This window comes from Thermostichus sp. OS-CIW-26 (assembly GCF_054058395.1).
Genome location: NZ_JBSSAG010000029.1, coordinates 1 through 12987 on the forward strand (window position 1 = coordinate 1; position 12987 = coordinate 12987).

Genomic DNA, 12987 nt, shown 5'->3' on the forward strand with positions numbered 1-12987 from the left:
GTGAAGACTTCTTTACTACTGATCAATCCATCCTCCTTCCGAAGTTGGTTTGCTAAGTGCTGCTATTGTACCCCTTGAGCCCTTAACAGGCTGTATGTCTTTCTTGAGTTTACTACAATAATGCCTGTAACACCTGAGTTCTCAACCGTCTGGGAGCAGAGCACTCTGGTGATAAACCTTATCCAGACAACTCTTTCTATGGTCATTTCGACTTAAACCGGAACACTGCACCCACACCTAGGGTGCACCGAGCCAGAAGGCTGTTCTCAATAGCCCAGGCGTCTTACCCTAAACTGAATCGACTGTATTTGACGAAGAGTGGATGGAGAGGGTGCATCTGTGGAGAAAGGTTCAAACAAATGCTTTAACTGCCATAGTAGTTGATGGCTAAAGTTCCCACTAGGGTAAACTGCAAGGTCAAGATCACGAAGTAGAAAATGGCGCGGGGCTTGAACAGAGTGAGCATCAAGCCTATGGCTTTCAAGTCTACTATCGGCCCAAACACCATAAAAGCCAACAGGGATCCCGGCGTGAAGGTGGCGGCAAAGGAGAGGGCGAAAAAGGCATCCACCGTCGAGCAGATGGAGATGATCCCGGCCAGGGCCATCATGATCAGGATTGAGAGCAATGCATCTTGGCCATAATCCAGCACAAACGAACGCGGGATCACCGTTTGAATCAGGGCCGCCATCGCCGAGCCCAAGATGAGCACGGATCCCAATTCGCGGATCTCCCTGGCCCAGGTCTGCAGCAGGAGAACTCCTTTTTGTCCCCTGGAGGAAGAAGGCGCAGCGGCCAGAGCAGAGCGATACACATCTTCAGCCGTTTGTAAAGTGGCCAGGGATCCGCCAGAGGCCCCTTGAGCAGGGCTCTGGGATCCAATCCAGAAGGTGCCCCCCTGCAACAACGGCGAGCGGGAGATGTTCTTCGGATCAGCTTCTTGGGAGCAATTGCGCTGCAGCTCCCGCCAGACTGACGGCTGCAACAGAGGCTGGAAATCCTTTTGCAGGCTGAAGATCAAGCCGACGACAACCGCAATGCCGAAGGAAAAGAGAACTCGGTAGATCACCAGCTCCGGCATGGAGCGAAAGGCAATCCAAGTGGAAAAGATCACCACCGGGTTAAACACCGGCGCCGCCAATAAAAAAGCCACCGCCACGTGGGGTGGGATCCCTTTGATCACCAGTTGACGGGCCACCGGCAGGTTGCCGCACTCGCACACCGGGAAAAAGAATCCTAAAGCGCCACCGGCCACCGCGCTGCCGATTTTGCCTTTGGGCAGGAAACGGGCCAACTGGGATCCCTCCACAAACACCGCCAGCAGCCCCGACAGAAACACCCCTAGCAGCAAAAATGGCATGGCCTGCACCACAATGCTCAGAAACAGGGTGAACCCGTCTCGCCAAAGGGGAGAGTCTAAAAGGCTCAACACACCGCCTCACGCACAATTTGGGCCTTACTGAGTTTGGATCCCGGCCCAGCGCCCTGTCAAACGGCTCTCAACCTCGCTCTTCTATGGGGATATAGCGTTGCTGGCGTTCGCCTGTGTACACCTGGGTGGGTCGGAAAAGCCGATTATCGGACAACTGCTCCCGCCAATGGGCCAGCCAACCCGCCGCTCGGGCAATGGCAAACACCGGTGTAAACAGATCTTCCGGGATCCCCAACTTGGCGTAGACCAACCCTGAGTAGAAGTCCACATTCGGGTAGATCCCCTTCGGCCCCAGCAACTCCTCACACACCCGCTCCACCTCCAGGGCGATGTCGTAGTACTTGTCGTGGCCGTAGCGCTCAAATAGCTCCTCAGCCAGCCGCTGCAGGATAGTGGCCCGCGGATCCTTCACCTTATAAACCCGGTGACCCATGCCCATGATGCGCTGTTTTTTGGCCAGCTTCTCCTCGATAAACGAGCGCACATTTTCCACCGAGCCGATTTGCCGCAGCAGCATCATCACCTGTTGGTTGGCCCCCCCGTGCAACAGCCCCGAAAGGGTACCCACCGCCGTGGCCAGGCTGCTGTAGGGGTTAGCCAGCGTGGAAGCGCTCACCAGAAGGGCAAACGTAGAGGCATTGACCGTGTGCTCGGCGTGCAGGATCAGGCAGATGTCAAAAATGCGGGCCAACCAGGGATCCGGCTTCTTGCCCGAGAGCATGTATAGGAAATTGGCAGCATGATCCAGGTTGTCGTCCGGGGGAATGGGATCATTGCCCTGTCGCATCTGGTGGAACATGGCCACCATGGTCGGCAGCTTGGAGAGCAACCGGGTGACGGTGCCGAACACATAGTCGGGATCCATCTCCCGCAGCGGGTAAAACAGCCCCAAGCCCGCCACACAGGTTTGCAGAGCATCCATCGGGTGGCCCGACTCCGGAAACGACTTGATCATGTCGCGGATGCGGTATTTCACCCGTCGATGACTGCGGATTGCCTGATCAAAGTTGTCCAGCTCCGATTGGGTCGGCAGCTTGCCAAAGATCAGCAAGTAGGCTGTCTCCAGAAAGGTACTGTGGGCGGTTAATTCCTCGATGGGGATGCCCCGATATTCCAGGATCCCCGCCTGGCCATCCACAAAACTAATGTTGGAGCGTGTGGCCGGAACGCCTTCCAAGCCTGGTCTGTATTCGCCATCCGCCATGGTCGGATCCTTAGAGCAAGTATTTCCTAGATAATGATGAATCAAGGGTTGTCAAAGGTGCCTGGAACCCAACCCCTTGCTCCCCTCGGGCAGTACTGACCCCGCTTCGCTACAGTAAAGCAAATTTTGGATCCCTGTAGCCAAATGCTGCCCCTGTCATCCTTCACAGAGAGCTAGGCTGGGATCCGCCTTCTATCTTGCAACAGCTCCCGCTGCCCGACGCAAAAATTGTTGCTATGGTGAGAACTGCGCCCGGCTTGAGGGATCTTGGCGCTTGCCGGAGCCTCAAAAATTTGCTCCCCCGCTTGGAGATCGGCACCGATGTCGGATACTGCTCAAACTCACCTTGGCTCCAGCCCAGTGCAAGGACTGGAGTACGTGGTGCTGGGAGTGGCCACTTGCTTCCAGCAGGATCAGGAAGGTCGCCTGGTAGAGGTTTTGGTGGCCGAGCCGGTGCCTGCTGCCGATTTGGACTGCCTGGCCCAAGAACGCCGCAGCACTTCCTATGTTCTCCTCTACGCCACAACCTACGCCGAGATCGTGAACAACGGGATCCCAACTTTGCCTGCCGAGGTTTTCCCGCCAGGGGTGTTGTTGGGAGAAGACTTCGTGGAACGGGTGCAGGCAGCGGCCCGCACCTATCGCAGCAAGCCCCAGTTTCGCCATATCCCCCTGCACCAAACCTGCACTCCAGAGCGGGGGGTGTTTAAGCTCAATCACAGCGTTGAGCCCCGACGGATCCTCAACGCGGTTGTGGAGCATGACTCTAGTCAATAATAAGCTCAACTATACTGAAAATAATGTATAATATGTTCAGTACGGATTACTACCAGTTGATCTTTCTGTTTACTTTCGAGTCTGCCAACATGGTAGCCAAAGCAAAGCAGAAAATTGGTAGTAAGACGACACGGAAACTGCGCTTTGGGTATTCTACTCAAAGCTTTGCGGGATACCGCCATTCTGTTTGGAAACAAACAGAATGCTATCGCTGCATAGTTGAACAGTGATGTTCAGCAGTGTTCAGCGTAAATGTATCAGGTGAAGGATGCCGACAACATCAAACAGCACCCCCACACCCATCAACGGCTCTGACTCACTGGGCTGTACGGGTCAGACGTGCCCTGGAAAGCAGGTTGAACCGCCACTCTGGGCTAGGCTTCGGGATCCCTCTACCCTTCTGGAGCAGGTACGCAGCGGTCAGGTTTGGCTGGTTAAGGGAATGGGATCCCATGGGCTGTTGCTGGAGAAAGCTCATATTGTCGAGCTGCTGGAGTTTGGTGCAGCCGTTGGCCTGGCCATCGATCGCGATTGCCGAGCGGTTTTGCCGATCGCGTAAGCGGGACGGAGTCCTTTTGGCCAAGTGTATCTGCAGGCCCCTGCCACTTTTTTGGAGCGTCAGCTAGAAATCGCAGGAGCCCCGCACTGTACCCGTAGGGTCGGTGTCGGGAGGAATGCGCTTTGATGAAGTACAATGAACTTATGAGCCAAGTCCTGACCATATCCTGTAAGCTCAAGGTGTCCCCGTCGCAAGCCGCCAAATTGGACGCGACGATGGATGCCTTTGTACAGGCATTGAACTGGGTCAACCAAAACACACCAGAAAAAGTAGTCAACGCAGTCAAACTCCAATCCCTTTGCTACTACGAGATTCGAGCCCGGTTCGGCTTGTCCAGTAACTTGGCTCAACAGGTGTGCAGACGGGTAGCGGGTTCCCGCAAAGTGGCTAAGCAGAAAAAGCGTCCCGTCAAGGAGTTTAAGAGCGGCTTTGTTACCTACGACGCTCGCATCTTTTCGTTCCGTCAAAAAGACTGGACGGTGTCGCTGACCACGGTGGAAGGGAGAGAACGCTTTGAACTGGCCATTGGTAACTACCAGCGTGGGATGCTGGCTGGCTCTAACCCCAAATCGGCCACCCTAGTCCAGCGGAAGGATGGCTCCTACTACATCCAGATTTGCGTAGAGGAAAAAACACCCAAGCAACAAGATACCGACAAGGTGATCGGGGTGGACTTGGGAAGGACGGATATTGCCCATACGTCAGACGGGGACAACTGGAATGGACAGCAGTTGAACAGAGTCCGCGACCGCTACTCCCGGTTGAGGGCGGTACTCCAACGCAAAGCCAGTAAGGGCACCCGCAGTTCGCGGCGCAGATGCAGAGAACTGTTGCAACGGCTGTCTGGCAAGGAAAGACGCTTTCAGGCGTGGGTCAATCATCGCATCTCCAAAGCTATTGTCTCTAGGGCAAAGACCACAAACAGCGCTATTGCCCTGGAAGACCTGACAGGGATACGGGAAAGGGTCAATCAACAGCCACGCAGCAAAACCGAAAGGCACAGGGCCAACAGTTGGGCGTTCTACCAACTACGTCAATTTCTGGAATACAAGGCGAGGGTTGCAGGGGTTTCTCTGATTCTTGTTCCGCCTGCCTACACGTCGCAGACCTGCCACCGGTGTTTGCACGTCCATCCCGACCCTGCGCAATCCTACCGCAGTGGTAAGTCGTTCAAGTGTGGGCACTGTGGATGGGAAGGGGATGCGGATTTGAATGGTGCGAATGTGATTGCGCTCTTGGGGGCTGCCGTAAACCAGCCTAGAGGTCCGGGCTTGTTTTGTTCTCTGGTAGAGCAGAACAGGCTCAGGGCTACTGAAAGCCCGCTCCGTACCGCTTAGCGGTCGGAGCCGGGTAGTTTACCAGTTTGGGCCGGCGTTGCTTGCTTCTGTGCCGGACGAATGGCTAGGACGGTTGGTGGGGGTGTCGGGAGATCTGATCCAACGTTGCCGCCAAGAAATGAGGATCCCTGCTGGCGCTTTGGGCTGCAGAGAGCAAGATTGAGACGGGGGGAGCCCAAGAGAGAAACTCGAGCGCTTGTTTCACCAAAAGACAAGCTGCTGCCGCCTCAACCCCAGCAAAAGGACGGCAAAACACTTGGTCAAAGGAATTGGTGGCTTTCCGGCTGCAACACTATCTCGCTCGGTACAGCACCAGCGGGCGCTGTAAGGGCAAAGCAGATGGCTTCCGCAGCCGTGGCAGGGCTGAGCATCTTGTCTCGTTGCACCTTCAGGTTGATGGGATCCCAGAAGGGTGAGTCGATGCCCCCGAAGTAAAACAGCGTAAATCTGACCCCAAAGCGCTTCAGCTCATCGGCCATGCACTTGCTAAACCCGACCACCCCAAACTTGGCCGCACAGTAAGCAGAGGCCATCGCCATGGGATAACGTCCAAGGACGCCGGGAAAATTGAGGATGTGGCCGGATTTTTGCTCCCGCATGGGGTTGGCAGCCAGTTGGCTGGTGTAGAAGCTGCCCTTCAGGTTGACCGCCAGCATTCGCTCCAGGTCTGCGGGGGTTAGCTGGGGAGCAGGCTTCAGGATCCCGGCCCCGGCCAGGTTAATCAGCACGTCAATGCGCCCATGCTTTTGCACCGTTTGGTTGACCAGGGCCTCTACCTGGGCATAGTCCGTCACATCAGTGGGGATCCCCAATCCAGAGGCAGCCCCCAAAGAGGCTGATTTCTCCACCAGAGCTCGCAGGGGCTCTTCTCGCCGAGCGGCCAACACCAGATGGGATCCGGCCTGAGCCAGCATGGGCACCAGGACGCTGCCGATACCCCCTGTTGCCCCTGTGATCAAAATAACTGCCTGCGATAGCGGAGAAGACACGTTACGTTTCTTAAACTCTTTTTCCCATCATACACAGGGATCCCGACAAGCCAGTCACAGCCCCACTGGATCCCTCGACAGAGGTCATCTGAGCGATGGGGAAGACAGGAAAGGCTGGTACAGCCACAACCCACTGAACCCCAAAGTCAGCAGAGTGAGGGGCAGGCCAAAGCGCAGATGTTCCCCAAACGAAAGCACATAGCCTTTTTTGGCCGCTGCCTCGACTGTGATCAAATTGGCCACCGCCCCAAATAGTGTCAAATTGCCCGCCAAAGTGGAGCCGGCAGCCAGCAACAGCCAAGCGGTGGTCTCCTGTCGGGGCAGGAACGATTGCAGCAACAGCACCGCCGGCACATTGGAGATGAGGTTGGATAAAACGGCCACACTGCTCAGCAGGGCAAGAGGGGATCCCGCCAGACTCTCTGCCAAGGATCCCAAGCCCATCCCCCAAGCAGTGACCAGCTCTCCCGTTGCCCGCGTTAGGATGAACAGCCCGGAAAACATCACCAGCAGATTCCAGTCCACCTGCTCCAAAAATCGCTCTGGCTTCAGCCTACGGGTAATCAACAACAGGGCCGCCGCCACCAAAGCCGATTCTGCCAAGGGAAGTCCGGCTACAAAGGCCACAAACAGCCCCCCCGTAATCACCACGCTCTTGCGCAACAGGGGCGGGTAGAGCCGCAGCGGCAGCCAAGGCACCTGGGCAAAGGGTTTCAACGAGCGCACCTCAGGGTAGTACAGCCACAGCAACCCCACTTCCAGCAGCAGCCCCACCACGGCAATGGGGGTCATCTGGGCAGCAAACTCCAGATAGCCGATCCCAGAGAAGGAGCCGATCAGGATATTCTGCGGGTTGCCGCTCAAGGTGGCGACGGATCCCAGGTTGGTGGCTGCCGCCAAGCCCAGCAGATAGGGAATCGGGTTTAACCCCAGCACCGTTGTGACCTGCAAAGTCAGGGGAGTAAACACCAGCGCCAGCGTGTCGTTGAGCAGGAAAGCCGAGAGCAGCCCGCTGCCGAACACCAGCATGATCAACAGACCAAAGGGGTTGCGGCTCACCCGAATCAAGCCCAGCAAAGCCAACTGAAAAGCCCCCCCATAGGACAAGCTGGCATTTACCACCATCATGCTCAGGAGAAACACAATCGTGGTCGGGTCAATGGCTTCCCAAGCCTGCCGTAGCGACAAGGCCCCCAAGCCGATCAACAGGGCGGATCCCACCAGGGCGATGGTGGCCCGGTTCATACGCAACCTAGGCAGGGATCCCAGTCCCAACCCGACATAGCTCAAACCCAACACCAACCAAGACAGTCCCTGCACCCCCCGATCCCTCCCGCACTTCTTTCAGGATCTCTGATGGGTTCAGCCAATGGCAAAGGCTGGAGTTGAAACAGGCCCAACATTCCCGATACTCAATGAAGTCACAAATAAGTCACAAGAACCAATCATGGTCAGAAACCTTTCGGGATAGTCCAAAAGCTCCGCTGGATCAGCGCGTTTGCCTCGGCGAGCTGCAGACCGAGCAGAGGTGGCGAGAATATCCAAGGTCTGGCCATCGTTCGTAGGATAATGGGAGCCCGCAGGCACTAACCCGCAAACATTGAGTTACCCACCGTTCACTGAGGAGTTGTCCCCTTGGTCAAAGAACGCGTAGAGGTGATCGTCCCGGCCACCACCGCCAACTTGGGGCCAGGGTTCGACTGCATCGGTGCAGCCCTAGAGCTCTACAATCACTTCTATTTTCGCGAGATCCCTTCTGGCCTCAGCATCCACTACCGCGGCAGCGACCACATCAGCCAAAGCAAGGACAACCTGGTGTACCGGGCTTTTTGCCGCGCCTTTGAGTTGCTGAGTAAGCCTGTGCCGGGGGTAGAAATCGAAATTACCCTCAACGTGCCCCTGGCGCGGGGGTTGGGCAGTTCTGCCACCGCCATTGTCGGCGGCTTGCTGGGGGCCAATGCCATTGGAGCACTCAACTTAGCTCCCGAAACCCTTCTACAACTGGCTATTGCCTTGGAGGGCCACCCAGACAATGTGGTGCCCGCCCTGCAGGGCAGTTGTCAGCTTTGTGTGCAGGGACAGCAGGGGCAATGGGTGTTTTGTCCCGTGGAGTGGCATGAGAGCATTGGCATCCTGGCCGTAGTGCCCAACTTTAAGCTTTCCACCCAAGCGGCCCGCGAGATCCTGCCCAAATCCGTCAGCTTGGCGGATGCAGTTTTTTCCAGCAGCCATCTGGGCCTACTCATCCGCAGCCTGCAGTCGGGGCGGGTGGACTGGCTGAAGGTGGCCCTGCAGGATCGGCTGCACCAGCCGGCGCGTATGGAGCTGATCACCGGGTTCAAAACGGTTCAAGCTGCAGCCATGGCTGCCGGAGCCTATGGAGTGGTGATCAGCGGAGCCGGCCCCACTCTTCTGGCCCTCTGTGCTCCCGAGAATCGGGAACGGGTGGGATCCGCGATGGTCAGCGCTTGGGCGCAGTTGGATATTGAAGCGGAGGCCAAACTGCTCAACCTGGACCGGCAGGGAGGACGGGTGGTGATCCACTCCCAGCCGTCTGGATAGGAAACTTCCTGTCCAATCGGGGAGCTACCCTGCTGCCGGGAAGCCATCTTGCAGCAGCAACACCAAGGGCGGAAGAAATAGCCAAGCCGCCACCATCAAGGACGCCACTGCCGCCATCAACACCGCTGCCGCCGCGCAATCTTTGGCGATCTCGGCCAGGAGATGGTACTTGCTGCCCAGGGTGAGATCCACCACTGCTTCCAGAGCGGTATTCACCAGCTCCAGCGCCATCACCAAACCGCTGGTCAGGCTGATCAGGGCCATTTCCACAGCGCTCAGCCGCAGGCCCAGCCCAAGGCCAAAGGCTATCACCGCCACCGCCATGTGGATGCGCAAGTTGCGCTGGGTGCGGATGGCATAGACCAAGCCCTTGCCCGCGTAGTAGAAACTTTTGCCCAAGTTGTCGGCCACTTGCCAAGAGGGGGGGCGTCGCCAGGGATCCCTTCCCAAAGGCTCGGCACTGGCTGCCCGATCCGCCTCAGATGGCTGCGCTGGGTCTCTGGAATGGACGCGCCGCCGGAACACCGCCAGGCGAGAACGCTCCGGCAACCGACTAGGGCTGTTGGCCATGGGCCACCTCCCCATCCAGTTGGATGGCTGCGAGCAACTGTCGCTGTTGCTGCAACATGCGCTGTAGGGACAGTTCATCCGGGTGATCCCACCCCAGCAGATGGAGCAACCCGTGGCTGGCCAACCAGGCCAACTCTTGCGAAAGACGATGCCCCTGCGCCTTGGCCTGTGCGCGGGCGGTGGGCACCGAAATCACAATATCCCCCAGTAGGCGTACCCCCGTTATGTCTTGGATCCCAAAGGGGGCAAGCATCTCCTGTGCGGCAAAGGCCAACACATCGGTGGGCTCGTCGAGATGGCGAAACTCGCGGTTGAGCTGGCGGATGTGTTCATCGGAAGTGAGGCAAAGGCTGAGCTCGCATGGCTCCTGGACTCCCAGCTCTTTCAGCCAGATCTCGAACCAATGACGCCAAGTGGCTTCTTCAATCGGGCTTGGGATGTTGAATTGCAGATAGAGATCTAAAAATCCATCCATGCGGGCCTCACTCACACCACGCCCCTTATTCTACTGGTTTGCCCAGATTGGGCCAGGTTTTGCTTCTTTGCTCTGCCAGCTGTTTCAGCGCCTGTCGTAGTCGATTCTCCAGCTCATGGCAGCCCGAATGCAAATCCTCTGGCGGGAACAGATCCCCGGCAATGCCCACTGCCCAGGCCCCTGCTTGCAGGTATTCCGCTGCCCCGGCCAAGGTGACTCCCCCGGTGGGGATCAACGGCAGGGATCCCAGCACCGATTGTAGATGGCGCAGGTAGCGGGATCCCCCCATGCTCTCCACCGGAAACACCTTTACTGCCGTTGCCCCCGCCTGCCACGCCCTCCAGATCTCGCCGGGGGTGAGGGCACCGGGCACGATGGGCAGCCCTACTTCCCGACCCCAACGGATGACTTGCTCATCGGTGAAGGGGCAAATGCAAAACTGGGCTCCTGCCTGCCAAGCCTGCTCCGCCATCTGTCGATTGAGAACAGTGCCCACCCCTATCCAACACTGCGGGTGGTCTTGTCGCAGTTGGGCAATCAACTCCAGGTATTGGGGAACTTGCGTGGTGATTTCAATGTGGCGGATCCCGGCTCGGATGGCCAGCATGGCTCCCTCGAGAGCTTGGGCTGGGCTGGCCCAGAGGCGGATCACGGCAATCAGCGGCTGCTGCCACAGATGGAGTAGCCAGGGGTGCTGTGACCCTTTCCCGAAACCGCACTCAAAATCCTCGAATACCATCTGTGGGGAAATACCCTCTCATCGGTTTCTCATCTTTGCCAGATGTTGAGGTCGCTGTCGCTCGCCGGTGGGTTGGGCTGCCCACCATCAGACCCATGAGATCCAAAGGTTAGTACGAGCCTAACAGCGGTGTGGTTATTTCAAACAGGTTTGAGACAGTTCCCGGTTGCCCCTCGCCCCTAACCCTTCTTTCCCTGGGAGAGGAAAGTCAAAACAAAGAAACGAATAGTTTCACTGCTCCTGAGAGTGACGCCGCTGTGTCGCCAGGGTCTTTTTCCTATGTCCTGTCGCTTCTTTCTATTTCTTGTCAAGCAGCCATAACCGGCAATAGCCAGCTCAGGCTCGATCAGATCCGTGGGGATCTTTGTATCCTTAGGGTCGATGGGTCGGTTGCAGAGGGTGTGAGGAGTGACGAGTCTCAGTCGTGGGGCACACAGGCTAAAAGGGTGGATAGCGCTCGGATTGCTCACCCTCTTGCTGTTGGGGGGACTGGGGGGGGTTGCCCCGTCTCAGGCGCAGAATGTCAACCAATTGCAACAGCGGCAGCAGCAGATCCAGCAACAAATCCAGAGCACTCAGCGCCGCTTGGGAGAACTGCGCCAAGCAGAAGAAGAAGCCCGCCGCCGCATGGGATCCCTGCGGCAAAACCTTCGACAGACCGAATCCAGCCTTCGCGACAATCAGTATCGTCTGGAACAAGCTCAGAAAGCCCTGGAGCAAGCTCAAAAGGAGCTACAGGAGCTGGAAAACCGCCTGAGACGGCAGCAACAGGGCACGGCTGCCCGTTTGCGCTACATGCAGCGACAGGGGGCCGAACATTGGTGGGCTTTGCTGCTCACCAGCCGTGACTTAAACGAGTTTTTTGACCGCCGCCACCAACTGCAACTGTTGATCGAGGCGGATCGGCAGTTGATCCAAGAGCTGCAAGCAATGGCCAAAGAGGTGGATCAACAGCGCATTGCCCTGGAGATGCAGCGCAACGAGATTTCCTTGATTTTGCAGGAGCTGGCCGCCCAGAAGAACCAACTGCAGCAGCAGGCGGTCGCCCAAGAGCAGCTGTTGAGCCGCTTGGCCAACGAACGCGCGGCCTATGAAGCAGCCCAACGGCGGCTGGAAGCCGATTCCCAACAGTTGACTCTCCTCATCCAGCAACTGATCGCCCAGCAGGCCCAACAGCAGGGGGGCAGGGATCCCGTTCAAGGGACGGGCCGATTCATCGCTCCGGTGCGCGGGCCGATCACCAGTGGCTTTGGCTGGCGGGTTCACCCCATCTACCGCAGTCGCCGCTTTCATGCGGGGATCGATTTTGGTGTGCCCACCGGCACTGCGGTGAGAGCCTCCGACCGGGGCACCGTCATCTACGCCGGCTGGTACGGCGGCTATGGCTACACGGTGATTGTGAATCACGGGGGCGGCATCACCACCCTGTACGCCCACAACAGCCGCGTTGCCGTTGGGGTAGGCCAGCAGGTACAGCGGGGGCAAGCAATTGCTGCTTCCGGCTCCACCGGCCTCTCCACCGGGCCCCATGTTCACTTTGAAGTGCGCGTCAATGGCCAACCGGTGGATCCCCGCCGCTACCTGTGAAGCAAAGCCTCCGTCGGCAACAGCTTCAGGGATCCCGCCTGCAATGTCCACCGCACATCGGCAATGGATGACAGCTCCTCCGGGTCGTGGGAAACCACCAACACCGTCCAGGTGGACTTTAGCCGAGCCAACAGCTCGATCAACTGCCGTCGCACCGACCAATCCAATCCTGCCGTCGGCTCATCCAGCAACAGCAAAAACGGGCCACGGATCAACTGGACGGCCAGGGCCAAGCGCCGCTGTTGCCCGCCGCTGAGGCGGTTTGGGGAGGTATGTAGAGGGATCCCTTCCAATCCCACCTGTCTGAGGGCGTTTTCGATCTCTTTTCTCTGTAGCTCTGGATAACCAAAGCGCATTTCCTCCAGCACCGTCAAGCCGCAAAAGTGGCGCTCTGGAAACTGAAACACCAACCCCGCCATGCTGCGCAAGCGGTTGGGGGAAAGTTCTGCCCCTCCCCAGGTAATCCGTCCTTGGGTGGGCCGCGCCAAGCCAGCCAAAATCTCCAGCAGGGTGCTCTTGCCCGCCCCACTTTTGCCCACGATCAGCCCCAACTGGTTCAGGCCCAACTCAAAGGAAAGATCGTTGAGAATGGGCTGGGAGACGGCTGCCGGATGGTAGGAAAGATGCTGAACTTGCAACATGGGGGGCAAAAGAGGGGGATGCTGTCGTTATTTTGGCACCGGAAGATCCCCGCGCGACAGCTATGGCCCTTCTTCAGCGGAAAGGTCGAAGCTTGGGAAACACCTCTATCCGGAG

General features: G+C 57.7%; 13 protein-coding genes. 5 read left to right on the forward strand and 8 right to left on the reverse strand.

Annotated elements, in window-relative coordinates; genetic code table 11:
- Positions 1 to 364: 364 nt before the first annotated feature.
- Entirely contained in the window at positions 365 to 1432 is a 1068-nt protein-coding gene (locus ACVW0C_RS10980) for a permease (protein WP_457385407.1), read from the reverse strand.
- A gap of 67 nt (positions 1433 to 1499) precedes the next feature.
- Positions 1500 to 2636 (reverse strand): citrate synthase, encoded by a 1137-nt coding sequence (locus ACVW0C_RS10985; protein ID WP_011433503.1) that lies wholly within the window; start codon positions 2634 to 2636, stop codon positions 1500 to 1502.
- Positions 2637 to 2957: 321 nt separating this feature from the next.
- On the opposite strand from ACVW0C_RS10985, the gene ACVW0C_RS10990 reads away from it, so the two are divergent.
- The 3 genes from ACVW0C_RS10990 (at position 2958) to ACVW0C_RS11000 (ending at position 5309) form a co-directional block, all read left to right on the forward strand.
- The gene (locus tag ACVW0C_RS10990) at positions 2958 to 3413 is read left to right on the forward strand and encodes a hypothetical protein (RefSeq protein WP_414390748.1); all 456 of its coding nucleotides are present in this window, start codon (positions 2958 to 2960) and stop codon (positions 3411 to 3413) included.
- Positions 3414 to 3681: 268 nt separating this feature from the next.
- On the forward strand, positions 3682 to 3972 hold the full coding sequence (locus ACVW0C_RS10995; RefSeq protein ID WP_148202743.1) for a hypothetical protein: 291 nt from the start codon (positions 3682 to 3684) through the stop codon (positions 3970 to 3972).
- Positions 3973 to 4115: 143 nt separating this feature from the next.
- Entirely contained in the window at positions 4116 to 5309 is a 1194-nt protein-coding gene (locus ACVW0C_RS11000) for an RNA-guided endonuclease InsQ/TnpB family protein (RefSeq protein WP_457385435.1), read from the forward strand.
- Between the two features lie 260 nt (positions 5310 to 5569).
- Here the strand turns inward: ACVW0C_RS11000 and ACVW0C_RS11005 are convergent, their stop codons facing one another.
- Together ACVW0C_RS11005 and ACVW0C_RS11010 are read right to left on the reverse strand one after the other, a co-directional pair.
- The gene (locus ACVW0C_RS11005; protein ID WP_457385409.1) at positions 5570 to 6298 is read right to left on the reverse strand and encodes an SDR family oxidoreductase; all 729 of its coding nucleotides are present in this window, start codon (positions 6296 to 6298) and stop codon (positions 5570 to 5572) included.
- An 84-nt stretch (positions 6299 to 6382) separates the two neighbouring features.
- The gene (locus tag ACVW0C_RS11010) at positions 6383 to 7618 is read right to left on the reverse strand and encodes an anion transporter (RefSeq protein WP_457385410.1); all 1236 of its coding nucleotides are present in this window, start codon (positions 7616 to 7618) and stop codon (positions 6383 to 6385) included.
- A gap of 315 nt (positions 7619 to 7933) precedes the next feature.
- Here ACVW0C_RS11010 and thrB point away from each other — a divergent pair, with 315 nt between their 5' ends.
- Positions 7934 to 8860: a homoserine kinase gene (thrB, locus tag ACVW0C_RS11015; RefSeq protein WP_011433497.1), complete on the forward strand. Its 927-nt coding sequence runs from the start codon at positions 7934 to 7936 to the stop codon at positions 8858 to 8860.
- A 24-nt stretch (positions 8861 to 8884) separates the two neighbouring features.
- Here the strand turns inward: thrB and ACVW0C_RS11020 are convergent, their stop codons facing one another.
- From ACVW0C_RS11020 to eda, 3 genes are all read right to left on the reverse strand, one after another.
- A complete protein-coding gene (locus tag ACVW0C_RS11020) occupies positions 8885 to 9310 on the reverse strand; it encodes a diacylglycerol kinase family protein (protein ID WP_011433496.1) in 426 nt (141 codons plus the stop codon).
- 103 nt (positions 9311 to 9413) lie between these two features.
- Positions 9414 to 9905 (reverse strand): rRNA maturation RNase YbeY, encoded by a 492-nt coding sequence (gene ybeY, locus ACVW0C_RS11025; protein WP_011433495.1) that lies wholly within the window; start codon positions 9903 to 9905, stop codon positions 9414 to 9416.
- A gap of 25 nt (positions 9906 to 9930) precedes the next feature.
- Positions 9931 to 10644: a bifunctional 4-hydroxy-2-oxoglutarate aldolase/2-dehydro-3-deoxy-phosphogluconate aldolase gene (gene eda, locus ACVW0C_RS11030; protein ID WP_457385412.1), complete on the reverse strand. Its 714-nt coding sequence runs from the start codon at positions 10642 to 10644 to the stop codon at positions 9931 to 9933.
- Between the two features lie 462 nt (positions 10645 to 11106).
- On the opposite strand from eda, the gene ACVW0C_RS11035 reads away from it, so the two are divergent.
- The gene (locus ACVW0C_RS11035; protein WP_457385414.1) at positions 11107 to 12231 is read left to right on the forward strand and encodes a murein hydrolase activator EnvC family protein; all 1125 of its coding nucleotides are present in this window, start codon (positions 11107 to 11109) and stop codon (positions 12229 to 12231) included.
- Here ACVW0C_RS11035 and ACVW0C_RS11040 read toward each other — a convergent pair.
- The gene (locus ACVW0C_RS11040) at positions 12222 to 12872 is read right to left on the reverse strand and encodes an ABC transporter ATP-binding protein (protein ID WP_414427457.1); all 651 of its coding nucleotides are present in this window, start codon (positions 12870 to 12872) and stop codon (positions 12222 to 12224) included. The genes ACVW0C_RS11035 and ACVW0C_RS11040 overlap by 10 nt on opposite strands.
- Between the last annotated feature and the right edge of the window lie 115 nt (positions 12873 to 12987).